The following is a 24531-nucleotide window of genomic DNA, read 5'->3' as shown; positions in this document are numbered from 1 at the left end:
GATAGAATAGGCATGAGACTAAATAAGGAGGAAAACAATTTGAAGACAATGACACGATGGTCAAATACGATTATGGAGCGTTACTTACCCGATCCATATATTTTCGTCGCAATTTTAACGTTAGTCGTATTTCTCCTAGGACTTGGTTTAACGGATTCCAGTCCAATGGATATGGTGACACATTGGGGTGACGGATTTTGGGCACTTTTAGCATTTACAATGCAGATGGTAATTGTACTTGTAGCGGGACATGTTCTAGCAAGCAGTCCATTTTTCAAGAAATTACTAAGTACACTTGCAGGAATTGCTAAGACACCAGGACAAGCAATCGTACTTGTTTCTGTCGTTTCATTAATTGCATGTTGGATCAACTGGGGCTTCGGTCTCGTAATTGGTGCACTTTTCGCTAAGGAAATTGCGAAAAAAGTGAAAACTGTTGACTATCGTCTGTTAATTGCAAGTGCATATTCAGGCTTCATCATTTGGCACGGTGGTCTTGGCGGATCCATTCCACTTTCAATCGCAACAGCGGATCATCCATTCGCAGGTATGATTGGTGTTATTCCAACATCCGAAACACTATTTTCAACTTATAATTTAATTATTATTGCCGCACTTATTATTTCAGTTCCAATTTTAAATCGTTTTATGATGCCAAAACCTGAGGATACGGTTGTTGTAGATCCCAAGTTGTTAGTAGATGAAATCGAAATCGAAGTCGTTGAAAAAGTTACACCGGCAAGTAGACTTGAAAACAGCGTCATTCTTTCTATGCTGATTGGTGCACTTGGTCTTGCTTATCTTATTCAACATTTCGTAACAAAAGGATTCGACTTGAATCTAAACATTGTAAACTTAATCTTCTTTGTATTAGGGATTATATTTCACGGAACACCAAAACGTTTTCTTGCCGCAGTTTCAAATGCAGTGAAAACGGCTGGCGGAATCATTATTCAATTTCCATTTTACGCCGGAATTATGGGCATGATGGTTGCATCTGGACTCGCAGGCGTAATGTCTGAATGGTTCGTAAGTATTTCAACCGAGGCTACATTCCCGGTCTTTGCATTCTTATCTGCTGGACTCGTTAACTTCTTCGTTCCCTCAGGTGGAGGTCAATGGGCAGTACAAGCACCAATTATGCTAGATGCTGCACAAACACTTGGCGTAAGTTATTCCAAAACAGCTATGGCCATTGCATGGGGAGACGCATGGACAAACATGATTCAACCATTCTGGGCACTTCCTGCACTCGCAATTGCCGGTCTACGCGCTAAAGACATTATGGGGTACTGTGTATTCGTTTTATTATTAAGTGGTGTCGTTATTACGATTGGTTTGTACTTCTTTTAAATAAAACACTATTTTAAAAGGAGTCCCTTGGATAAATACTATCCAAAGGACTCCTTTTTTTATTTCGATTTAAATCTCGTTGTTTTTTCCCAACCAATCACTTGTCGATTTTTCTTTGCCTTAATATAAGAAATTAGGCTGCGAATAAATAAATAAGAAAATAATTGTGCATACGTAAAGTACATAATGACACTGACAAATATATTAATGGGCGAAAAGGTTCTTTGCGCCGCCTGTGCTGCAAATAACTGAGAAGTATAGACCATATACGCTAGATACCAAATGAAGAGAAGTGGATATGTATATTCAATATAGAAAATATCCAATATCCCTAATGCAAACCATACATAGGAAATCAAAAGAAATAACCAAAATACAACATATACAAGAAGCTGATGAATGGAATGAACGAGTAACTTCCCTTTAAAATAACCCGGTTCTGTCAGCGTCTTCTCAACAATGTATAAGTTTCCTTGCAACCACCTAGTACGCTGTTTGAGATAAACCGCCAATGTTTCAGGTTCTTGTTCCCAAGTAATTGAATCTGGAACAATCGGTAAATAATACCCTTCCCGAGTGATACGTAGCGTCAATTCAGCATCTTCAGCAATTGCATATGGATCATATCCTCCAAGTTCTTCTATGACAGATCGTTTGACCAACATATTCGTACCCGTTAAGGAGCCCGTTTTAAATAATTGCCACCGGCCAGACTGCATAAGCAATTGAAATACTTGAAACTCGATTGAAATCATACGTGTCAGCCAATTGGTTGCTTCGTTTAGGGTTCGTACATATCCAACTGCACCTGCCGCTTTAGTATTTGTTTCTGCAGTTGCGACCAGCTTCACAAGCGCATCTGGCTCAGGTTGATTATCCGCATCATAAACACAGTAATATTTATTTTCCGATATGCTCAGACCATAGTTCAGCACCCTCGATTTCCCACGAGGTTCACCAGGTGGAACTAGAATATGATGGAGATTCCGAAACGTTTCAGCAAATGCATCTGCAATTTCAGCCGTTTCGTCACTTGAATTATCATTTAAAACATATATTTGTAAGTCGCCTGGATACTTGATTGATAACATTGCTTCGATTGTCTCTTTAATGACTACCCCTTCATTATGAGCTGGAATTAAAATATCGACCCCGGGATAATGGTCAAGGACCGGTGTCTCCTTTTGCTTCAAGCGATTATAAAGTCCAGCTACCGTTAAAAGGGAGTAATATAAAAGCAAAGTTAAAAATAAAATTGTTGTCGTAAATAGCAGAATTTTAATACTGAAAATTGCCGAAATAATGAGCACTACAATGAATATGAAGAATATTAGCAGCAATACAATCATCCTTCGATTCATGACTCCACCACCAATTCAGCAAACTTCTTTTGTCCTTCAATTTTTCTAAGATTCCATTTTATTTTTTGCACAGATTCTTCTTCTAATCTTTCATTCATTAAATGCTGCATCCGACCGTTGATAATTTCAAGGCCTTTTTCATCTGTATTTTGCAGTAATACAACGAGCGTCTTATCATCGTATTGCCCAATTAAATCAAAGTTCTTTCGCAATGTTGTGTACAGCATGCCCCCTAGCGACTTTATCATTTTCTTTCGAACCGTTTTATTTAATTTTGCAAGGTCTATCTTTATGTAGAATCCGGTCTCTTCGCGTCTTCCCATTGTAGAAAGAACAAGTTCTGCTTGCTTTTCAAACTCATGTTTACTCAAGATTCCCTCTTCTAAAATATACTCTTCCAATTGGTCAATACGTATTTTCAACAGTTTGTTGTCTTCTTGAAACTGGTGGATATACTTGGATAGACTATAGAGCGAAAATAGATGAATCAGAATTAGGAAATGTGTACCGATGCCAGATAGTTGTTCCGCAACACTCCATCCTTCTATAAAGGCAAGATATAGAAAGTAAAACACTGTAGTGATTGTTAAGATAATATAAAAGAAAAAGGCCAGCCTATCCCGGACACTAAAAAAGAGAATTACAAGTACTCCTAATCCTAAATAATAAAAGTACGGTACTTCATTGAATGATAGTACGATGAGCAACCACATTGTCAGCATCCATATGATTGATACAACCGGTATTTTGAAGGAATCCCATTTTGTCGTTTTATGCATTTTCATCACCTTCCTATATATATCCCTCCATTCCCTAAATCATAAATTAATACTCCTATATTTCACTTTAAATTTATTTCTGACGCCCTATGAATCAAATTCTGCTGTTGTCCAAAAAATAATGAAAAAACTCCCGACATTGAATTCATGTCGGGAGTTGCTATTTATATTTACGCTTCCACAAGTTCCTTCGAATGTCTTTTTTTATAAAGCAATGCAAAGTAACCAAATGTGATTGCGAGAGATCCAACAGTAAACGCTAGAAGTATCGCATTATTTGTCCAAAGGAATGACGTATCCCCTGTTGAAATAGATGCTTTAAACGCATGGACCGAATAAGTCATAGGAAGTAACTTGTTGAATATTTGTAACGGTGCTGGTATTAACTCAAGAGGAAATGTCCCTGCACTCGTAGTCAATTGTAAAATCAAGACAATAATCGCCATAAATCGTCCTGCATCGCTGAAAAGTGATACAAACATTTGAACAATCGCAATGAATGTGTAGCTTGTAATGATCGCTGTTACGATGAACAACGGCATATTCTCTACTTCCATTCCTAATGCAAATTTAATAACGAAAACAGCAATCATAGCTTGTAAGAAACCTACTACTGCAAGTACCGATACCTTACTTAAAAACCATCCAAATGCTCCTGTTGGCTTAATAGCTGGTTCAACAAGTGGAAATACGATGGATAATAGAAGAGCACCTACAAATAATCCCAGTGATAAGAAGTATGGTGCAAAACCGGTTCCGTAGTTAGGTACTTTATTGATACCCGCGTTTTCTACATCAACAGGCGCCGAGGCCATTTCAAAGTTTTTCTCTGTAGGGTTTACCTCGCTAGCAGTATCATTTGCTTCTGCAAGTTTTTCCTGTAATGTTTGTGTTCCTTTATTTAATTCTCCGATTCCATCCGCCAATGTTACCGATCCCTTGGCAAGATCTTGTGATTTCGATGCAAGTGTTCCCGTTCCCGTTTGAAGTGTATCTGTTCCTTTAATTAATTCCGTAAGACCGGTAGCTAATTTGCTTGAGCCATTATTTGCAGATGTCACTCCTTCAGAAAGTGTTGCAATCCCATCAGATAGTGTTGCATTTCCTGTTAAAAGAGCATTTGAACCCTCTCGAAGTGCTGTTGAAGAACCATTTAGTTTCTGCAAACCTGCGAGTACTTGATCTTTTGCCGTTGCAAGTTGTCCGGAAGCTCCGTTCAGCTGTTCAGTCCCCTTTGCAAGTCCATTTGTTCCCGCAGATAAATCGCTCATTCCTGCTGAAAGGCCTGCACTGCCTTTCTCCAATTGATTAAGTGCTTCTCCAAGGGCGGCTTTTTGTTCTTCTGGTAAGCCTTCTAGAATTGGAGCAAGTTGGGAAGTTAAGCCCGCTAACCCTGCATTCAACTCCGAAGCTGCACCAGATAGTTGTCCCGCTGCCCCACTCAGTTGTTGTGATTTTTCGTTTAACGTTTTGACAGATGTATTGAATTCTTTATCTTTTTCATTCAGTTGGCTGTAACTCTCAGTAAGTTTTCCGACTCCATCTGTATATTCAGTAATTCCTGCTTTTAAATTGTTTGCGCCTTCAGTTGCTTTTTGTGCTCCACCAAGAAGTTCTTTTGAACCTATTGAAAGTTTTCCAAGCCCATTGTTTAATTCTTGTGCACCACTTGCAGCTTCTTTAGCGCCATTCGCCAATTTTTGTGATCCATCCGCAAGCGTAATTGTACTGCTCGCTAATGTTGCAAGATAACCTTTTAAATCATCAGCACCTAATGCCAACTCATGTGCACCATCTTTTAATTCACCTGCACCGTCCGCAGCTTCACCAAAACCATCACCCATTTCAGTAATGGAAGCAAAAAGTTTTTCTACATACGTTGAAGTAACTTGTTTATTTACTTCAGCCTGTATACGATCCATAGCGGTTTCACCAATTTGTGCCGATAAAAAATTGTACCCTTCATTCGGTTTATACACAATCGTTAGCTTTTCAGGTTCTTTGTCCAAAAGTGTTGTTGCATGTTGCGAGAAATTTTCTGGAATCTCAATCACAACATAATAATCTTGATTTTCCAGGCCTTGGTCTGCTTTATCTTTTGGAACAATTATAAAGTCGAATTGCTTACCATCAACTAGATTATTCGCCAAGTCCTTCCCTAATGCTAGTTGTTCACCTTCCATTTCAGCGCCTTCATCTAAATTGACGACCGCCACAGGTAAATCACTCATATTCGCGTATGGATTCCAAAACGCCCACAAAAACATTCCTGCGTACAGTACCGGTATAAATAATATTGCAATAAGTGGAATAATCATTTTCCTCGTCTTAAGCAGCTGTTTCCATTCAGCCCATGCCATCGTTTTTTTCATTAATAAATCTCCTCCAGAACCTTATGACCACTTTCCTCAAGCGGTCAATTATAGTCATAAAAAAAGTCTCATCTCAAGAGACTTTTAAAAATTGTCCCACTTAATACCTCAACAATACGTTCCTCTTCAATCTCGTCTTCATGAGTTCTTCCCCAATCGACAACGAGTGCCATATATGCTTTAAATAATAAATACGAAACCATTTCTGTATCACACGGTTTCAACTCACCTTTACGAATTGCTTTGACGATCTTTTCATTGATATACGAAATAATTTCTTTCTCAATACCTATTAGAACCTCGCCTACAGCCGGTGTGCGAATTTCTCTTTCTTCATCTATAAGCTTCGCATACAATTGGTGTGTCCCTCGAAATTTTAGCATTTGCATTAATCTCGCATGTGCATTTTCTTCAAAAGGTGCGCCTTCAACTGCTACAGCATCCGCTTTTGCTCTCATTTCAGTAACCATTTTCAATACTACGGCATTGAACAATTCTTCTTTATTTGCAAAAAAAGTATAAATCGTACCTTTACCAACATTTGCGATTTTGGCAACCTGATCCATTGTTGTCGCTTTGTAACCGAAGAGCGCAAATGATTTCGCTGCCGCTTCTAAGACTTCCTGTCTGCGGTCCATTTCTCCACCTCACTTTTCATTCAAATAAGTGACTATAAAACCCTTTTGGTCATATAGTCATTATATTATACTCATTCAATTGAAATTGCAAGGTTTTTATTTCAAAAAGATCTACAGAAGATATCTCCTTCTGCAGATCTTTTTAAATTCTTAAGTAGATGGGCTCTGAGTATTATATACTTCTTCAAACGGTTGAACAATTACAAACCCCTCACCAGAAAACTCCATTTGTATAGATTCCCCGCTTCCTCTACCTATAAATGTTCTAAAACTAATATCGGTCTTAAATTCAGGAGTTAAATGACCCGACCAAGCTACTGTTGCGTTCGGATCTGTAATTACAGGCTCTCCGGGACGCACAAGCAGTGTGAGTGGTTCATAATGAGAAGTAATTGCTACTCTCCCCTTCCCTTTCAATGTGACATTGAACAAGCCCCCCGACACCATACCGGCCACTTTTCTCATTAGTTGAATATCCCATTCAATGGTCGGTTCAAAAGCAAGAAGGTCATTGCCATTCACAGTAATCGACTCATTGTTCAGATCGAAAATGGTAATCTTTTTCCCCTGATCCGCTAAGTATAATCGCCCATTCCCCTGCGCCTTCATGAGTGAAGTACCTTCGCCCGTAAATGCTTTCTTAAACATTTTTCCAAGGCCATGCTCCAGTATTTTTTCACGCTCAAACTTAATTTGTCCTGTATAGGAAATCATTGAACCGGCCTTCGCCCAAACCAGATCTTTTAAATTCACTTCTAGAATTCGCGGCGTTTCCAACTCAAAATAATCATTTTCACGTTCATCTTGCTTCGTTTGTCTAATGAATTCATCAATTGAGTAATTCCCCATATGCATCATTCCCCTTTCAACTATTCCTAATGTTTATATACTTACGTTTTTAAAGAGCAGAAGTTTCAATTAATTTCATCGTTTTAATGAATAGTCCAACCAAGCTAGTGGTTTATCCAACCAAATTAGAGGATTGTGCAACCAAATCGAGTTCGTCCAACCACGTCCGCTGTTCGTCCAACCAAACAAGAGGATTGCCCAACCAATTCTTCGATAGTCCAACCAAACAGCCTATTCCCTTTGCGGTAACAACTATCCTATTGCCCAAAAAACAAAAAAATGCCAAAGAGAAAAAATGTCCTCTTTGGCATTCTGAAATGCATCATCCATTTAGTTTTTACGAGTTAAACGAGCGCTTTTGTTGTTTTTTCAGTTTCTTTAATCATAACGCCACGTTTTTTCAATTCTTCAATGTAAAGCGCTCCTGGAATAATTGTTTCCGGTGTGTGTACTCCTGGTGTATTGACAACTCCAGAACCAATCATTTGAGCTGCGATGGACATCGTGTTTGCAGTTGCACGAGCCATTGCTGTTTCATTTACAGAAAGATCTTTCTCCGTAATGAGTTCGTACTCATGTGTAATTGGTGAACCGTCTTTTACTCCGCTAACAATTACACGAAGAAGTACAGCATCGGATTTATCTCCTAGACGAAGTTGAGGTGATAAGTGCTCGCGCATAACATCCCGGACTTTTACCGTTGCTCCGCCAACCGAAACTTCGTTATCACGTGATAACAATCCAAGATCTACGAGCAATTGGAACTTTTCAGCATGCCCTTTGTAACGAATTGTTTTATATTCAAGCGTGTTCACATTCGGGAATGATTTAGTTAATGTAGATGTTCCTCCAGAAGTATGGAACGCTTCGAGTTCACCGTACTTCTCAAATGTAATCGTTTCAATTTCCGACAATGATGGAATTTCTTGCAATTCTCCATTACGAATCACATGCGATGAATCCGTATAGTGATCAAATACGCCTTCTAATGAAAACACAACATTGTAATTTAGTGGTGGTTCAGGCTTCACTGGAATTCCACCAACATACAATTTCATTGAATCTACTGTATCTAGCTTACTAGCACCATAACCTGCAAGAATATTAATCATACCTGGAGCTACTCCAAGATCCGGAATGAGTGTTACACCCTTAGCAACGGCTTTCTCAGCAAGTTCTAGTACAGCGTCTGTTGCGCCACCGATATGTCCACCGAGGTCAATTGAATTTACTCCGATTTCAACTGCCGTACGTGCAACCTTTTCGTTAAACGTATAGAAAAGCGCATTGACTACAACGTCTCCAAGTGACATGACTTCCGCCAATTGCTGATCATTTGAAGCATCCAACAAAAGAACTTCAAGTTTATCGGACTTAAGATCCGCAGCAAAGTCCTTGGCTTGTTGGACGTTTAAATCTGCTAAGTATACCTTTTCAACATTTTCACCTTTTACAAGATCACGTGCTGTTTCTTTCCCCATTAGACCTGCTCCAAGAATTACAACTTTCATATCTACATCTCCTCATTTTGTGTTTTTTATATTCCGATTTTCTATAGGTAATCCGGCACCACTCTGCGCCGAAATAAATGATTAATTTTTCAGTTTTTAAACGACCAGGTCTACATCGTCCCTAGTATACAATCTCACTTGCGCCAACTCTTCCTTGTTCACGGTCGTCGTTACTGCTGAATAATTCATCACCGCAGTTTGTTGCCACGAACGACTGAAAGATCCGTATAAACTCATTGCATCAAACCTCTTTTCTAAAAGAAATTCTAAAACGAAAATATCTACACATTAAAATACCGTAAGTGTAAACACTTCCACCCTATGTTATTCGACCAATTCCGACAAAACCCTTTTTTATTTAAAAGAATCTTTAAAAGAATTTCAACAATATAAAAATGAGCCCGCCAAGACATTGGCGGGCTCATTTTCTAAATCTTTATTTATCTGAAATGTCTTCGTATGCTGCATCATTTTTAGGAGGTACGACTCGTTTCACGAATAATGTTAACACAAGTGCTACTGCTGCAACGAGAGTTGCTATGAAAAATGAAAAGTTAATTCCATCGAGCATCGCTTTTGACTCCAAGTCCTCCTTGAATAACGCGAGACTGTCTGCTGCTGTCGGAACATTTCCAGTTGCTGAAGCTTCGGCAAATAATTTTGCACCTGCTGATTCCATTCGTTTGGTCATTATTGTTAATAAAATCGCTGTACCTATCGCACCGGATACTTGTTGCAATGTATTATTCATCGCAGTACCATGCGGATTCGATTTCATTGGCAACTGATTCAAACCATTTGTCATAATCGGCATCATAACGAGTGAAAGTCCAAACATTCGTGCCGTATAAATGAACATTATAAAATAATAGTCAGATGTTAAATTCAATTTACTTAAATAATAGGTCGTGATTATCGTGATTGAAAGCCCTATAATCGCAAGACCTCGCGCTCCGTACTTATCAAACAAACGACCTGTAATTGGTGACATGAGACCCATTAAAACCGCACCTGGAAGCATAAGAAGACCAGAGTCCAGTGGTGAAATCCCTCGAATTGTCTGGACATAAAGTGGTGTTAAAATCATTGCAGAGAACATTGAAACAGACACAACAATCGAGATTGCAGACGACAACGCGAACATTGGATGTTTATAAATTCTGAAATCCAACAACGGATCCTCCATGCGTAATTGCCGAATAACAAATGCTAAAAGCGCAATTCCGCCAATCGCAATTGTTCCGTAAACGATTGGTGAATCCCAGCCCTTATCCCCCGCAGAACTAAAACCGTACAGTAAACCTCCGAATCCAATCGTCGATAATAGTAAAGAAAACAGATCTAATGTCATATCACGATTCGGTGTAATATTACGTAATCTGAAAATCGCATAAACGAGTACCGAAAGTGAGATTGGCAACACAATAACGAAAAGTGTTCTCCATGTGTAATGCTCGATCACCCATCCAGACAATGTCGGACCTATTGCAGGTGCCGTAAACATAACTAGACCAAAGATCCCCATTGCAGCACCACGCCGCTCAATCGGGAATGCTGTTAACATTATATTCATAAGCAGTGGCATCATCATAGCCGAACCAGAAGCCTGAATCATTCTTGCGACTACAAGCAAACTAAATGTCGGAGCAAATATAGCCAATGTTGTCCCAAGCGAAAACAGTACCATCGCTGTTATAAACAATCTTCTATTTGTAAATTTTTGAATAAAAAAAGCACTTGCTGGAATCAATATTCCGTTTACAAGCATATATCCCGTCGTGAGCCATTGTACTTGAGAAGGCTTCACACTAAATTCATCCATTATTGCAGGCAAAGCAATATTTAACAATGTATTATTCAAAAATGCAACAAATGCACCTACGAACATAATTGCAATCATGCCATAAGGCGGTTTTTCATGCATTTTTCTAATATCCATTCATTTTCCTCCACTCATTGGTTGCCCATATAATTCGAACCAATAATTCGCTACTCTAAACATATTAGACTCCTAGTCCAAAAAATGCAACTATACGAAACTAGATAATCTCCTTTCATTGATTACTCAACGCTTAGGGACTATTATATAGGTAGACCAACAGTGTAAGGGTGAAGTATATTGAATGATCGAAAACAACATGTTTTATTAGTTGCAAAAGATTCTTTCTTAAAAAAGGGGTTTGCAGCCACATCTGTACAAGACATATTAGATGAAGCGAAGATATCAAAAGGTACTTTTTATAATTATTTCTCAACTAAAAACGAGTGTTTAATGGCGATATTAGACAACGGACGTGATGAAACAACGATTAGAAGACAAGAATTAATGATTGGACAAAGCAGAGCCGACAAGAAATTATTCGCCGAACAAATTTCAGTCCGCTTAATGGTCAATCGCGACCACAATCTTTTACCCATTTTTGAAGCTGTTTTTTATTCTGGAGATGCGGATTTAAAAGCTTTCGCGAGGAAACATCATCTTGCGGAGTTGGCTTGGCTGACCAATCGACTAATTGAAGTTTACGGGGATGAAGCTGCCCCATTTGCACAAGAATGCGCCATCTTAATGATGGGTATGATGCAACATATGATTCATGTGTGGGCAGTGGATTCAGATGAAGAACTCAGTGCAATTAAACTGGTAGAGTATATTCTTCGCCGGCTCGATTCAATCATGTCCGACATAATAAAAACTTCTGACCACTTACTAAATGAACGTATTTTAAGAAATATCGATACAAGACACGAAGAATATACACAAACCAAAACCGAGATAGTTCAACGTTTAGAGCGTTTCAATGAGGAAATTGATAAGGATGTAAAAGCTTGCAGTACACAATATATCCAGTTCATTTTGAACGAACTACGTTTAGAACACCCACGGATATTTTTACTTGAAACGATTTTACGCTCATTCCGAGAATCTTTCGCTGACACTCCAGATGAACGAGAAGTCCATGAAATTACATCGAGTTTATGGAGATATTTAGAGACACTTAAATAAAGTACGTCCATCTACTTTCATACTATAGAACAGACAATGAATATTTATCTAAACTAAATCCTTATTGTTCCTACAGTATAGCCAATACACAAAGTCGATTTTCCATTTTGTTTGGGAAAATCGACTTTTTTATTTTGTCACAATCCCGATTTGTGGTAATACAATACGCTTTTGTAAGCCTTCCTCCACTCAACAAATTCCAAATGCAATTCATGTAAAAAAAAGCCATGCGAGCAGCGCTGCCCACATGACTTCATTATTATTATATTGGTCTTTATTTTACACTTGTACGATTCAGCCATTTATATTTAATTGCCATTAAGTATATAACTATAGCAAAAACAAATGTAATTCCAACAAAAACCCATGATTGTGAGTTAATTACTAATAGCGGTGCAAAGGTAATGAGCATGATTTCTACAGGCGCAATTGGAATGTAAGCAAGCCCATAGTCATCCAATGTTTTACTCTTAGCATCTGGGTCTACAATTCGTAAGAGCGCCATACCCATAGCTACAGTTCCAGTTGTCCAGCCCCATGTGAAGATTCCTTTTTCAAACCAATACTCACTGAAAAATCTTATAGAAAGTATTGCAAAAAACACGTAAGCATAAACCAAACCGAATGCAAAAAGTAGCGCGAGCGGAAATATATAATCCATTACTACCGATAAACTAATTGAGGCAATCCCAAATGCTACAAGGATATCTGTAGCACTGCCGCTAATTCTAGTAATCACATCGACACTGACATACTTTTCCGAATTGGTTGCATTCATGATCTTTTTAACGACCAAACCGACAAGAAAAGCTAAAGAAAATGCAGGTATTGCAACGCTTGGTAATAGAAGCACACCTAATTTACTTAAAGAATATCCACCCATCGCTATGATCATAACGATCGCCAAATGGAAAGCGTACGGATCAATCGACATTGGTGAGACCGTATCTGTAATAGATTTTTTTCTAGATTCTAGTGGAATCAACCCAGTTCGAAGTTCATTTGGCAAATCGTCAAAAGAGGCAAGAAAAGAAGTCTGTCCCTTTGCAGATCCTCGTTTAATAAATAAAATACCAATCGTTATTGCACTTATGATACCAATCGTTGCAGATGTCATCGCGAGAGAAGTAGCATCTTCCCAACCGCTTTGCGCGAACGTAGAACCAATTGCTGCAGCCGTACCATGGCCACCAACAAATCCTGCCGCAAGAATTAATCCGAAACCTGAATTTAAATCTTTCCAGAACGGGTTAATAAACAGTAGCGCAAAGAAAAGTCCTCCACCCCAAAGCAACAACATAGCAAGCTGTGAATAAGACCACATACTTCCCACTCGGGTTTTAATCGCGTTCCAGTCAACTCTAGGAGATACCAAAGGCAGCGTTCCAAAAATGACCGCTATTAAGATTGCTGGATATGTTGCAATTTGACTTGAAAAAGGCAGAATTCCAAATCCGTTTGGCCCAAATGCCAAACCGAGAATTCCGGCAATAATACTTGCAGGCAAAAACAACCGCTGCACAAAACCGACTTTCGCACGAATGATTGTTCCAACAATCAACAGCAAGCAGATAAGACCAATATCTGTGAATAAAACCCAAGGTGAAAACTCCATTTATATTCTCCTAACCATTTCAGCATTTTTACTCTATGTTCATTTATCATAAGCAAACTGAGAGCGTTTGCATTTGTTATTAAACAAATAATTTCCGACTTGACTAAGATAACATTTTTAATTGTGCAGGTAAACCATATCGGTAATAACAGAAAAATGGCGAACATTCAAAGGAATTAAAAAGCAACCCCTTCGTTTATTAAACGAAGGGGTTGCTAACTTATTTCTATTATACTTTTGGTTCTATCCTATCTTTCATGTGGCGATATTTACCGGACTCGGTGGACTTGCTTGTTGCGCCGGAGCTTCGTTTCCTTTGTTGAATAAATTCTTAAACTTCCCGGATACCCCTAATAACTTTTGTTGCAAATCGATTTCCGGCTCAAGATTTTTGATGCTCATTTGATACGAACGAATCATCGCAATCGTTACGATTGGGTCAACAATTGCTCTTTTTAATACAACCGTTAGAACATATGCCGCTATCAAAGCAATCGCACCTGTGAAAAATCCTAGCTCTGGTGAATTCAATGTCATCAGTCTACCAATCCCCATTAACGGAAGTGCAAATACTAAAAATATAATTATACTAAATGCATAAATCAAAAGAACCGCACCTGCTGCAGTTTTGATAATCCCTTTCCAACTTTGCGCGTACAAAACGACACCGTCAGATGCGGATTTCCAAACTGTTTCTGCTCTCTCTTCATTTCTTCGCAAAATAATATAACTGACTACCGCTTCATCGATGTAATTGAGACTCACAGACATTATTGAATTTAATATACCAATAATGTTTTTTGCACCCGGAACAAAACTGAAAAACTCACCTACACGAAGCATCCAACGTTGGATTTGTTTCACCGCACCGTGTACTGCTTTATCAATAACAAACGCTACGTTTACTGAACCAAAGTTTTTCTTCACTTGGTCTTTCCCATATGCTATTTGCCCTTTTCCATCCGGAATTTGACCGTTTCTGAGCAATTCTACAACTACGGATATATGTCCCACTTTCACCATGTATAACACATATCGTTCTAGGAACCGTAAACCACCATAAATACCTCCAAACGCAAAAAGCATAACAATGATAAACGCAGCCGATCCTTCACCAAACATTTTAAGAAGTAAAAAACCAATTCCAATCATAATACCTAAAAAGAGTAAAGCCACGACTCCAAAGATCCCATATATTACTATTCTACTTAATAAAAAAGGCATTGTTTTTCTAACTAATTGCATAACAGTCATATCACTACCTCCTTCTTTACAACTCCATCTTCTAAACACTATGCTTCGAATTTTGCTGCTATTCCACTTCATTCATGTAAAATCGATATGAAAAGAGCTTCTATATACTTATATCTCTACTGATTTTGGCCCAGCATGTTTTTCTGCGATATTACCAATGACTGGTAGCTTAAACATTTTTCCTTGGTATGCCTGATAAATCAAGAACACTGCTGTGAAAAAGAACAAAGGCCCTGCAAGTATCCAAAATCCAAACGAAATTATTCCGCCAATAAAGCCCAGTTTTATTGCGCTTAAGATTACGCCAAAAATTGTTAAGCCGATTGCTAAAACGATTATTGTTACCGTCAAAATAATAGATTGTATCGCATGAAAGCGGACGAATTTATTTTCTTTTTCCATAAACAATAAAACAATTGCAATGATTGGTGGAAACAAATAACTTAATAATCCTGCAATATTTTCTTCAAGTCCTAAAGCCGTTGGTTTCTTTACAATCGTTTCTTCCTTAAAAATAGTCTGTTCAGTTGCTCGGTCCCCCGCACTCGGATTTGTCTGTTGATCATTTGTCATTCGCAATTCCTCCCCCTAGTCTTTTCTTATTTTCTATTTTATAACTGCAATGTTAAGTTAACGTTAAACTCTGTCACTTCAACTGTGCTTTCCTTACTAAATTCATGTTTTCTATCAGTCGTTTTGATATTCCTCTCTAGGTTCATCATACTTATAAATCACGAATCTTATCTTCGCAATATCTTCCTCTTCATTATCCACTTGGGTTATATGAATCCTAAATGCATGTTCAGCCAAATCCCCGCTTATTCGAGCTTCTTTAGCGTTATTATTCTTATCCCTTTTTACTTCCTTAAAATTCAGTTCGCCAAAAGACTCATCATAATAATCGTACATATCAATCCAAATTCCCGGCACTTGGATGTATGCATCTATCGTTGTTTCTCCGTAACTTGAATTATAGCTATCACTCATAGAGTCTATAAGTGAGCAATCAGGCAACGAGAAACCTATAGGAGCAAATTCAAGGAATTCAGCAATTGTTCGGTCATTTATTTTTGGATCTTCGATAAATTCACCACATCTTCCTGATTCTGCGTTAACAACAGCCTTAAGGTTTCCATCCGTTTTTTCATCTTGGGACTCTTCCTCAGTCACATCTTCTTCGACTGCTTCATCCTCCTGTTTTCCCTCTATTTCCTCTATTTCCTCTACTTCTTCTACTTCCACTACTTCCGCTTCTGCTTCACCCGGATTCATACTTATTCCATCTTTTGAAACCTCTAATTTTCCGCCATCACCTAAAGGTATTGATATACATCCCACTAAAAGCGAGCTCACAATTAGCATGGCGAAAAATACGAGTACCTTTTTCAAAACGAACACCCCCAACATATTATTTCTTTATATGTTATTCAATAAAGGTTAAGACGACGTTAAATTTCGACAAAATAAAAAAACACCTCCAAAGGCCTATTCGGCTTTTCAGAAGTGTTTTTCATAACATTAAGCGAGTTGTTGTCGTTTTTCATAATTTGCAATATGTTCTTCGTATTGAAAAGTTAACTCGATTTCATCCCAACCATTTAACAACATGTTTTTGTAATATGGATCAATTTCAAATGAATAGGACTTTCCATCCTCACCCGTAACCGTTTGTTCTTTCAAATCCACCTGAACTGAAAACTGCTCTTGTTGACCATTTGCGAGCAATTCTTCCACTTCGGAAATTTCAAGTCGAATCGGAAGCAACCCATTTTTCATACAGTTGCTGTAAAAAATATCTGCATAACTAGGAGCAATTACAACATTGAAACCATAATCCAAAATCGACCAAGGTGCATGTTCTCTTGAAGAACCACAGCCAAAATTCTCATGTGCAACTAATATTTTAGAGTTTTCAAAACGATCGTCATTTAAAACAAAATCTTTTATTTCTGTACCATCCGAATTAAATCTCCAATGGTAAAATAAGTATTTGCCAAATCCAGTACGCTCAATACGTTTTAAAAATTCTTTGGAAATGATTTGATCCGTATCTACGTTTTTGCGATTTAGTGGCGTAATGATGCTTTCTACTCTATTAATAGGTTCCAAGAGATCATTCCTTTCTTAAAAATCAGCATTAATTTACTGTAGCCAGATTTTCTGTTCGAACATCTACAAAATGACCTGCAATAGCTGCTGCTGCTGCCATTTCTGGACTCACCAAATGTGTTCTAGATCCAGCACCTTGGCGCCCTTCAAAGTTCCGATTGGATGTAGATGCACATCTTTCTCCGGAAGGCACGACATCATCATTCATTGCTAAGCACATACTGCAACCTGACTCTCTCCATTCAAAACCCGCTTCAAGGAAGACTTTATCAAGCCCTGCATCTTCTGCTTGTTTTTTCACAGTACGTGAACCTGGTACAACAATTGCCGTTACAGATGCTTTCACTTTCTTACCTTCAACAATTTTAGCCGCTGCTTTTAAATCACTAAGACGAGCATTCGTACAAGAACCTATAAAAACATGCTGAATTTCAATAGATGTAAGAGGCATTCCCTCTTCCAATCCCATATATGCTAATGCACTTTTCAAAGCTTTCTTATCTGTTTCAGATTCGAAATCAGATGCATACGGTACATGACTCGAAATACCCGAACCCATTGAAGGATTTGTACCCCACGTTACGAATGGTTCAATTTCACTCGTATCAATTTCCAAGACCGTATCATAAACTGCATCTTCATCTGTCGCAAGGGCAAGCCACTCTGTAACTGCTTTGTCAAAATCCTCACCTTTTGGAACGTGGCGACGACCTCTCAAATATTCAATTGTCGTTTCATCCGGGCTAATCAAACCTGCTTTCGCACCAGCTTCGATGGACATATTACAAACTGTCATGCGCTCTTCCATTGTTAGGTTACGAATGGCTTCACCTGTATATTCAATGATATGACCGTTCCCCATATCGATTCCAAACTTCGCGATAATCGCTAGTATTAAATCCTTTGATGTCGCACCGAAACCTAGTTCACCTGTAACTTTGATTTCCATTGTTTTTGGTTTTGCTTGCCAAAGTGTTTGGGTAGACAAAACATGCTCAACTTCACTCGTTCCAATTCCAAATGCAATAGCACCAAATGCACCGTGTGTTGATGTGTGACTATCTCCACAAACAATTGTTTTACCAGGTTGTGTAAGTCCAAGTTCAGGTCCAATGATATGAACGATTCCTTGGTCGGGATGATCCATATTTGCAAGTGGAACACCAAACTCATCACAGTTCATTTGCAAAGTTGAAATTTGCTTTTGTGCAATCGGATCTGTTATTGCATCTCGATTTCGCGTTGGTACATTATGATCCATAGTTGCAAAACATAAATCCGGTCGACGAACGGAACGATTTGCAAGCCGTAGCCCCTCAAATGCTTGAGGGGAAGTAACCTCGTGCAACAAATGAAGGTCTATATAAAGTAAATCTGGTTTACCTGGTTCTTCATATACAACATGTTGATCCCAAATTTTTTCGATGATTGTTTTAGCCATTTTCCACTTCCCCTTCCCTTAAGCGTACGTATACATAATACAGTCTGAAACGGACTGTATATCAAGTTCATTTACTACTTTATCTGTCCATTCTTTAGTCGATAATACCCGTTGTCCCTCCATTGCCAAATCCGCTGTGAAGAAACCGTCTTCAAAAACCGCATTCACCGCTTCTTCAATTACCGCAGCTTCTGTATCCATTCCAAAAGAGTATTTCAACATCATTGCCGCTGACAATATTGCTGCTGCCGGATTCGCTTTTCCTTGGCCAGCGATATCAGGTGCTGAACCATGAACCGGCTCATATAAACCGAACCCGTCAGAACGTAAACTAGCAGATGGTAACACACCAAGTGAGCCTGTTATAACGGATGCTTCATCACTTAAAATATCACCAAACATATTTTCAGTAACAATAACATCAAATGCACCCGGATTAGTAATCAATTTCATCGCAGTTGAATCGACCAACATATGCTCAACCTCGATATCGGGATATCCTTTTTTCTTTTCTTCAACAACTTCACGCCATAACTTACTTGTTTGTAGAACGTTCGCTTTATCAACAGAAGCTACTTTACCTCTACGGAGACGTGCAAGTTCAAATGCTTTTTCAACAATACGCTCAATTTCTTCTCTTGTGTAGACGAGTGTGTCTACAGCGGAATTTTCTGTGCGTCGGCTTGGTTCACCAAAATATAAACCGCCTGTTAATTCTCTCACGATGAGTAAATCCACATTCTTGGCAACTTCTTCTTTTAGAGGAGATGCTTGGAGTAGGGACGGCACAGCCTTTACCGGCCGTAAATTAGCAAACAAACCGAAATGCTTTCGAATTGCTAATAGCCCTTTTTCTGGACGTATCTCTGATGGTGACTGATCCCATTTGGGTCCACCAACAGCACCGAGAAGAACTGCATCACTTTCTTCACAAAGAGCAATTGTTTCATTCGGTAAAGGATTGCCATGCTTGTCGATAGCAGAGCCGCCAATTAAGCCATGTGTGAATTTAAAAGTATGATTGAATCGTCTTTCAATTACTTGAAGAATTTTTACTGCTGCCTCTATTACTTCTGGTCCAACGCCATCACCTGGTAGAACTGCTACTCTTTTTTCCATAATGAGTTCTCCTCCTTATTTTTTTGTTATCAATTAAATACTAGTTACTTTGTTTCCTACGTAATCATTCACAAGATGTCGATTAACAGCATTTAAATACGCTTTAGCGGATGCTTCCAAAACATCTTGCGCTGTGTCGCGCCCTGTAATTGCTTGACCATTAATGCTCAAGTTTACAACTGCTTCTGCAAGTGCATCTCGCCCTTTACTTACCGATGAAACGCGGTAATCAAGAATATGAACTTTTCCTTTGACAAGATTTTCTAATGTATTAAAAATCGCTTCTACAGAACCAGAACCAGTCGCATCTACAGTTACGGATTCACCCGTTGGAACAATAGCTGAAACCGTCGCTGTTGGTGTATTTGCTGTTCCATATTGTACTTGCACATTCGTTAATTTATAAATCGGTGTATCTTTATATCGAATTTGTTGATCTGTAAACAAGATGAACAAGTCTTCTTCTGTAATTTCTTTTTTACGGTCCGCCAACTTTTTAAATTCAACGAATGCTTCATTTAACTTATCAGCACTTAAATCGAAGCCCATTGTAATTGCTCGATCACTAAATGCGTGTCTTCCAGAATGCTTACCTAATGCAAGAGGTTCAACAGTAGCACCAATTAATTCAGGAGTAATGATTTCATAAGTTTCACGATTCTTCAACATGCCGTCTTGGTGAATACCGGATTCATGCGCAAATGCATTTTTCCCAACAATCGCTTTGTTCGGCTGGATGACAACACCCGTAAGCTGACTCACAAGTTGACTCGTTCGTTTAATCTCGTTCAATTTCAAATCTGTTTGAACCCCGTATATGTCTTTGCGAATATGAAGTACCACAGCAATTTCTTCAATTGCAACGTTTCCAGCACGCTCACCAAGACCATTTATAGTACCTTCAATCTGATCCGCACCATTTTCAATAGCCGCTATCGTATTTGCAGTAGCCATTCCTAAGTCATCGTGACAATGTGCGGAAAGTTTAACTTTTTCAATTCCCGTGACATTCTCTTTTAAATACTTGAACAATGCACCGTACTCGGCCGGTGTTGCATAACCAACAGTATCTGGAACGTTAATGGTTGTTGCACCCGCACGTATAACCTGATTGATTATTCTGACTAAGAACTCTTTGTCTGACCGAAACGCATCTTCTGCAGACCACTGCACAAGAGGGAATAATTTACTTGCGTATTTAACAGCTTCTACTGCTATGTCAACAACTTGATCAGGCGTTTTCATAAGTTTGTGTTCCATATGAATCGGTGATGTTGCAAGGAATATGTGTAAATGCGGCTGTTCCGCACCACGCAGAGCATCCCATGACCGATCGATATCACTCTTCATAGCACGGGCAAGTCCCGTAACAGTTGAGTTTTTGACCATATTGGCTATTCTTTGTACAGCATCGAAATCACCCGGGGATGAAGCAGGAAATCCTGCTTCAATAATTGTTACCCCGAACTTTTCCAATTGACGTGCAATTTCTATTTTTTCAGCTGTGTTTAAATTAATACCAGCAGCTTGTTCACCATCGCGTAGTGTCGTGTCAAATATGTCGATTTTCCGCACTTACTACCCCTTCTTTCTATTTCAGATTCAGATTTAGCGTTGATTGACAAACGGCATCATATCACGAAGTTTCTTACCTACAGTTTCAATTTGGTGTGCTTCTTCTTTTTCAGTTATAGCATCGAATTGTGGACGGTTGTCTTCATTCTCTTGAATCCATCCTCTAGCAAATTCTCCAGATTGAATTTCAGACAGAAGCTCTCTCATGCGATCTTTTGTTCCTGCATCGATGATACGATCTCCTGCAACATAGTCTCCCCACTGCGCCGTATCCGAGATTGAATAACGCATTCCCGAAAGACCGCCTTCATACATAAGGTCAACAATCAATTTAAGTTCATGCAATGTTTCAAAGTATGCAAGCTCTGGCTGATATCCAGCTTCTACAAGAATTTCAAAACCTGCTTTTACAAGTGCAGTTGTTCCACCACAAAGAACCGCTTGTTCACCAAAAAGGTCTGTTTCAGTTTCTTCTTTAAATGAAGTTTCAAGTACGCCAGCACGTGCTGATCCAATTCCTTTTGCGTATGCAAGTGCAACATCTTGTGCATTTCCTGATACATCTTGGTAGACTGCGAACAATGCTGGCACTCCTGCACCCGCTTCAAATGTTCTACGAACTAAATGTCCCGGACCTTTTGGTGCTACTAAAAATACATCCACATCTGCAGGTGGTTTAATTTCATCGAAGTGTACGTTAAAGCCGTGTGCAAATACGAGTGATTTCCCAGCTGCTAGGCCTGGTAAAATTTCTTCATTGTAGATTTTCTTTTGTCTTTCATCCGGAAGCAAAATCATAATTACGTCCGCTTGTTCTGAAGCTTCTTTAACAGATGCTACAGTCATACCGTCTTCTTTTGCTTGGTCAAATGATTTACCTTCGCGTACACCAACAACAACATCGAATCCTGAATCTTTCAAGTTGCGTGCGTGTGCATGACCTTGTGAACCGTATCCGATTACCGCGATTTTCTTTTCTTTAAGTACGCCTTCGTTAATATCGTTGTTATAATACATTTTAGCCATTGTCATTTCCTCCTAATAGTTGGGTTTTTAGTTTTTTCTATTTTATATTTAAGGCCCCGATACACAATACTGTTGAATGTATTCTCCTTCAACTTCAATCAATATCGGAGCACATTGAAACTCTATTTCAAAATGGAAAGCTGCGGTGAATTAACTTTCTGTGTCTCACGAACAAATGCTGTCGCACCCGTTCTTGATAAATCTTTAATGCCATACGGTCTTAGTAAATCAATAAACGCTTCAATCTTGTCTGGATTTCCAGTTACTTGATACGTAATAACATTTTTACCCGTATCAATGACCGTTGCTCTAAAGGGCTCAATAATACTGTTCATTTCAGCTCTTATGTGAGGTGGTGAAACGACTTTTACTAAGGCGAGTTCTCGCATGACAATTGCCATATCTGTAATGTCGTTAACTTTTATAACATCGATTTGTTTTTGAAGTTGTTTCGTAAGTTGCTCAACTTTTCTCTCGTCCTCGACGTTTACAATAAACGTCATTTTCGACATACCTGGTTGATCTGTGTGTCCGACCGTAATGCTTTCAATATTGAACTGTCTTTTCATGAGCAAGCCGGTCACTCGGTTCAAAACACCACTTTGGTTAATTACCGTTACGGTGATTACTCTTTTCATTTACGGCTCACTCCAATCATTTCATGTAACCCTGTGCCTGGAACAACCATCGGATAGACGTTCTCTTTTTGGTCAACGCGACAATCGATAAGCACTGGTTCATCCGAAAGCAAGGCTTCTGTAAAAATTGCTTCGGCTTGATCTGGTGTTTCTATTTTGTATCCCTTTATGCCATAAGCTTCTGCCAACTTCACAAAATCTGGTTGCACAGAAATTAGAGATTGCGAATACCTTTTCTCGTAGAACGTTTCTTGCCACTGACGTACCATTCCAAGACTTTCGTTATTCAAAATAACGACTTTTACAGGTATGCGTAATTCCTGTAGAAGAGATAATTCTTGTAAAGTCATTTGGAAACCCGCGTCTCCAACAATGGAAACAACTCGTGCATTTGGTTTAGCAAGCTGTGCACCAATCGCTGCCGGGAAACCGAACCCCATCGTTCCAAGTCCACCTGAAGTCACCCAATGATCCGGGTTGTTGAACGAATAGTATTGCGCCGCCCACATTTGATGTTGACCAACATCTGTTGTAACAATTGCATCACCTTCTGTTATACGATGAATCATCTCAATTGCTTGTTGTGGTAGTAATCGCTCTTTATCTTCCGTGTCGTACCATAATGGATAGTCTTTAGTAGCTTTCTGTAAATATGAAACCCACTCTGACGTATCTGGTGATTCAAATTTTTGTTTCAATAATGCTTGAAGCGCTTCTTTTGCGTCCGCTACAATCGGGATTGCTGTTGGAACGTTTTTCCCAATTTCAGCAGGATCGATATCGATATGAATAACTTTTGCATTTGGTGCAAACAAATCTAAGTTTCCTGTAAGACGATCATCAAAACGTGCGCCGATGTTTACAAGTACATCACACTCATAAATCGCCATATTCGATGCGTACGTTCCGTGCATACCCGCCATTCCTAAAAACAATTCGTGATGACCGGCTATACTTCCTAAACCGAGCAACGTATTCGTTACAGGAATTTGATGTCGTTCTACAAACTCTTTTAATTCGTCCATACCTTGAGCATGGAGGATACCCGCACCTGCTAGGATTAACGGTTTTTTCGCTTCTCCAATTGCCTTACACGCCTTTTGTATTTGCAAGTAATTCGGCGTTGTTGTTGGTTGATATCCGGGTAAGTTCACTTCTATTTCTTCATTAGGGGTCGGGACGAATAATTCCGTTGCAATATTTTTTGGAATATCAACAACTACAGGACCTCGACGTCCAGTTGAAGCAATGTGGAATGCTTCTTTAATGATTCTAGGTAAATCTTTTAAATCATTCACTTGATAATTATGTTTTGTAATCGGTTGGGTAATTCCAATTATGTCTGCTTCTTGGAAAGCATCCGTTCCGATAACCGCTTTCGCAACTTGACCTGTGAATACAACGAGTGGTAAGGAGTCCATCATCGCGTCTGTAATGCCTGTGACCAAGTTCGTCGCTCCTGGACCAGATGTGGCTATAACTACTCCAGTCTTCCCGGAAACACGCGCATAACCTTCAGCGGCATGAATTGCACCTTGTTCGTGACGAGCAAGTATATGTGGAATTGGATTCTGGTATAGTGCGTCATAAATTGGTAAAACCGCACCTCCCGGATAGCCGAAAATAACTTCAACGCCTTGGTCCTTTAAAGCTTGAATGAGTACAGCAGACCCATCTTTCATTTGTGTAGATTGTGTTTGTTCTTCACTAGAATTCATAGGCTCTTCCAATACAACTTGGTCTTCCTGAACATTTGCATTCATCAACTAACTCCTCCTTCTTGTTTTATATGATTTCTTTTCAATAAAAAAAGCTTTTTCATCCCACGCAAAGAAATAAATCTTTACATAGGGATGAAAAAGCAAGTTCATGGTACCACCCTTGTTC

At 39.0% G+C, this 24531-nt stretch carries 22 protein-coding genes and 1 other annotated feature (1 of these 23 cut by a window edge); of the genes, 2 read left to right on the top strand and 20 right to left on the bottom strand.

Features of this window, described 5'->3' with window-relative positions; all coding sequences use genetic code 11:
* The first annotated feature begins 39 nt into the window (after window positions 1-39).
* Entirely contained in the window at window positions 40-1353 is a 1314-nt protein-coding gene (locus ACFSFY_RS05240) for a short-chain fatty acid transporter (protein WP_381536126.1), read from the top strand.
* A gap of 59 nt (window positions 1354-1412) precedes the next feature.
* Here the strand turns inward: ACFSFY_RS05240 and ACFSFY_RS05235 are convergent, their stop codons facing one another.
* The 9 genes from ACFSFY_RS05235 to ACFSFY_RS05195 all read right to left on the bottom strand — a co-directional run bounded on the left by ACFSFY_RS05235 (window position 1413) and on the right by ACFSFY_RS05195 (window position 10802).
* On the bottom strand, window positions 1413-2714 hold the full coding sequence (locus ACFSFY_RS05235) for a glycosyltransferase family 2 protein (protein WP_381536125.1): 1302 nt from the start codon (window positions 2712-2714) through the stop codon (window positions 1413-1415).
* Entirely contained in the window at window positions 2711-3493 is a 783-nt protein-coding gene (locus ACFSFY_RS05230) for a hypothetical protein (RefSeq protein ID WP_381536124.1), read from the bottom strand. The genes ACFSFY_RS05235 and ACFSFY_RS05230 overlap by 4 nt, the downstream gene beginning before the upstream one ends.
* Before the next feature lie 170 nt (window positions 3494-3663).
* The gene (locus ACFSFY_RS05225) at window positions 3664-5865 is read right to left on the bottom strand and encodes a YhgE/Pip family protein (protein ID WP_381536123.1); all 2202 of its coding nucleotides are present in this window, start codon (window positions 5863-5865) and stop codon (window positions 3664-3666) included.
* A 68-nt stretch (window positions 5866-5933) separates the two neighbouring features.
* A complete protein-coding gene (locus ACFSFY_RS05220) occupies window positions 5934-6503 on the bottom strand; it encodes a TetR/AcrR family transcriptional regulator (RefSeq protein ID WP_381536122.1) in 570 nt (189 codons plus the stop codon).
* A gap of 150 nt (window positions 6504-6653) precedes the next feature.
* A complete protein-coding gene (locus ACFSFY_RS05215) occupies window positions 6654-7352 on the bottom strand; it encodes an AIM24 family protein (protein ID WP_381536121.1) in 699 nt (232 codons plus the stop codon).
* A gap of 75 nt (window positions 7353-7427) precedes the next feature.
* On the bottom strand, window positions 7428-7574 hold the full coding sequence (locus ACFSFY_RS05210; RefSeq protein ID WP_381536120.1) for a hypothetical protein: 147 nt from the start codon (window positions 7572-7574) through the stop codon (window positions 7428-7430).
* A gap of 122 nt (window positions 7575-7696) precedes the next feature.
* Window positions 7697-8863: a saccharopine dehydrogenase family protein gene (locus ACFSFY_RS05205; protein ID WP_381536119.1), complete on the bottom strand. Its 1167-nt coding sequence runs from the start codon at window positions 8861-8863 to the stop codon at window positions 7697-7699.
* A 96-nt stretch (window positions 8864-8959) separates the two neighbouring features.
* A complete protein-coding gene (locus tag ACFSFY_RS05200) occupies window positions 8960-9100 on the bottom strand; it encodes a hypothetical protein (RefSeq protein WP_381536118.1) in 141 nt (46 codons plus the stop codon).
* A 199-nt stretch (window positions 9101-9299) separates the two neighbouring features.
* Complete coding sequence (locus ACFSFY_RS05195; RefSeq protein WP_381536117.1) at window positions 9300-10802, bottom strand: DHA2 family efflux MFS transporter permease subunit; 1503 nt, start codon at window positions 10800-10802, stop codon at window positions 9300-9302.
* Window positions 10803-10982: 180 nt separating this feature from the next.
* On the opposite strand from ACFSFY_RS05195, the gene ACFSFY_RS05190 reads away from it, so the two are divergent.
* A complete protein-coding gene (locus tag ACFSFY_RS05190; RefSeq protein WP_381536116.1) occupies window positions 10983-11867 on the top strand; it encodes a TetR/AcrR family transcriptional regulator in 885 nt (294 codons plus the stop codon).
* Between the two features lie 274 nt (window positions 11868-12141).
* Here the strand turns inward: ACFSFY_RS05190 and ACFSFY_RS05185 are convergent, their stop codons facing one another.
* The 11 genes from ACFSFY_RS05185 to ilvB all read right to left on the bottom strand — a co-directional run bounded on the left by ACFSFY_RS05185 (window position 12142) and on the right by ilvB (window position 24407).
* Entirely contained in the window at window positions 12142-13482 is a 1341-nt protein-coding gene (locus ACFSFY_RS05185; RefSeq protein ID WP_381536115.1) for a sodium/glutamate symporter, read from the bottom strand.
* A 255-nt stretch (window positions 13483-13737) separates the two neighbouring features.
* A complete protein-coding gene (locus ACFSFY_RS05180; RefSeq protein ID WP_381536114.1) occupies window positions 13738-14736 on the bottom strand; it encodes a hypothetical protein in 999 nt (332 codons plus the stop codon).
* Between the two features lie 108 nt (window positions 14737-14844).
* Window positions 14845-15309, bottom strand: coding sequence for a DUF4870 domain-containing protein (locus tag ACFSFY_RS05175; protein ID WP_381536113.1), 465 nt, complete (start codon window positions 15307-15309; stop codon window positions 14845-14847).
* A 114-nt stretch (window positions 15310-15423) separates the two neighbouring features.
* Entirely contained in the window at window positions 15424-16125 is a 702-nt protein-coding gene (locus ACFSFY_RS05170) for a hypothetical protein (RefSeq protein ID WP_381536112.1), read from the bottom strand.
* A 129-nt stretch (window positions 16126-16254) separates the two neighbouring features.
* Window positions 16255-16845: a 3-isopropylmalate dehydratase small subunit gene (gene leuD, locus ACFSFY_RS05165; RefSeq protein ID WP_381536111.1), complete on the bottom strand. Its 591-nt coding sequence runs from the start codon at window positions 16843-16845 to the stop codon at window positions 16255-16257.
* Window positions 16846-16873: 28 nt separating this feature from the next.
* The gene (gene leuC, locus ACFSFY_RS05160) at window positions 16874-18286 is read right to left on the bottom strand and encodes a 3-isopropylmalate dehydratase large subunit (protein WP_381536110.1); all 1413 of its coding nucleotides are present in this window, start codon (window positions 18284-18286) and stop codon (window positions 16874-16876) included.
* An 18-nt stretch (window positions 18287-18304) separates the two neighbouring features.
* Window positions 18305-19405: a 3-isopropylmalate dehydrogenase gene (gene leuB, locus ACFSFY_RS05155; RefSeq protein ID WP_381536109.1), complete on the bottom strand. Its 1101-nt coding sequence runs from the start codon at window positions 19403-19405 to the stop codon at window positions 18305-18307.
* A gap of 33 nt (window positions 19406-19438) precedes the next feature.
* Window positions 19439-20980 (bottom strand): 2-isopropylmalate synthase, encoded by a 1542-nt coding sequence (locus ACFSFY_RS05150; protein ID WP_381536108.1) that lies wholly within the window; start codon window positions 20978-20980, stop codon window positions 19439-19441.
* A 33-nt stretch (window positions 20981-21013) separates the two neighbouring features.
* Window positions 21014-22006, bottom strand: a complete 993-nt coding sequence (gene ilvC, locus ACFSFY_RS05145; protein WP_381536107.1) for a ketol-acid reductoisomerase — start codon at window positions 22004-22006, stop codon at window positions 21014-21016.
* A 122-nt stretch (window positions 22007-22128) separates the two neighbouring features.
* Window positions 22129-22644, bottom strand: a complete 516-nt coding sequence (ilvN, locus tag ACFSFY_RS05140; protein ID WP_381536106.1) for an acetolactate synthase small subunit — start codon at window positions 22642-22644, stop codon at window positions 22129-22131.
* Complete coding sequence (gene ilvB / locus ACFSFY_RS05135; RefSeq protein ID WP_381536105.1) at window positions 22641-24407, bottom strand: acetolactate synthase large subunit; 1767 nt, start codon at window positions 24405-24407, stop codon at window positions 22641-22643. The genes ilvN and ilvB overlap by 4 nt, the downstream gene beginning before the upstream one ends.
* Before the next feature lie 83 nt (window positions 24408-24490).
* Window positions 24491-24531 (bottom strand) — a binding site (T-box leader) (it continues 208 nt past the right edge of the window).

Origin of the sequence: Sporosarcina siberiensis, from assembly GCF_042681925.1 — a bacterium.
GTDB lineage: Bacteria > Bacillota > Bacilli > Bacillales_A > Planococcaceae > Sporosarcina > Sporosarcina siberiensis.
Note: the sequence above shows the minus strand (reverse complement) of the source record. Positions and strands in the feature narration are given on the sequence as shown.

Coding starts and splice junctions, on each gene's coding strand:
- ACFSFY_RS05235 (WP_381536125.1), bottom strand. CDS start 2,714: ATGAATCGAAGGATGATTGTATTGCTGCTAATATTCTTCATATTCATT.
- ACFSFY_RS05230 (WP_381536124.1), bottom strand. CDS start 3,493: ATGCATAAAACGACAAAATGGGATTCCTTCAAAATACCGGTTGTATCA.
- ACFSFY_RS05225 (WP_381536123.1), bottom strand. CDS start 5,865: ATGAAAAAAACGATGGCATGGGCTGAATGGAAACAGCTGCTTAAGACG.
- ACFSFY_RS05220 (WP_381536122.1), bottom strand. CDS start 6,503: ATGGACCGCAGACAGGAAGTCTTAGAAGCGGCAGCGAAATCATTTGCG.
- ACFSFY_RS05215 (WP_381536121.1), bottom strand. CDS start 7,352: ATGGGGAATTACTCAATTGATGAATTCATTAGACAAACGAAGCAAGAT.
- ACFSFY_RS05205 (WP_381536119.1), bottom strand. CDS start 8,863: ATGAAAGTTGTAATTCTTGGAGCAGGTCTAATGGGGAAAGAAACAGCA.
- ACFSFY_RS05200 (WP_381536118.1), bottom strand. CDS start 9,100: ATGAGTTTATACGGATCTTTCAGTCGTTCGTGGCAACAAACTGCGGTG.
- ACFSFY_RS05195 (WP_381536117.1), bottom strand. CDS start 10,802: ATGGATATTAGAAAAATGCATGAAAAACCGCCTTATGGCATGATTGCA.
- ACFSFY_RS05185 (WP_381536115.1), bottom strand. CDS start 13,482: ATGGAGTTTTCACCTTGGGTTTTATTCACAGATATTGGTCTTATCTGC.
- ACFSFY_RS05180 (WP_381536114.1), bottom strand. CDS start 14,736: ATGACTGTTATGCAATTAGTTAGAAAAACAATGCCTTTTTTATTAAGT.
- ACFSFY_RS05175 (WP_381536113.1), bottom strand. CDS start 15,309: ATGACAAATGATCAACAGACAAATCCGAGTGCGGGGGACCGAGCAACT.
- leuC (WP_381536110.1), bottom strand. CDS start 18,286: ATGGCTAAAACAATCATCGAAAAAATTTGGGATCAACATGTTGTATAT.
- leuB (WP_381536109.1), bottom strand. CDS start 19,405: ATGGAAAAAAGAGTAGCAGTTCTACCAGGTGATGGCGTTGGACCAGAA.
- ilvC (WP_381536107.1), bottom strand. CDS start 22,006: ATGGCTAAAATGTATTATAACAACGATATTAACGAAGGCGTACTTAAA.
- ilvN (WP_381536106.1), bottom strand. CDS start 22,644: ATGAAAAGAGTAATCACCGTAACGGTAATTAACCAAAGTGGTGTTTTG.
- ilvB (WP_381536105.1), bottom strand. CDS start 24,407: ATGAATGCAAATGTTCAGGAAGACCAAGTTGTATTGGAAGAGCCTATG.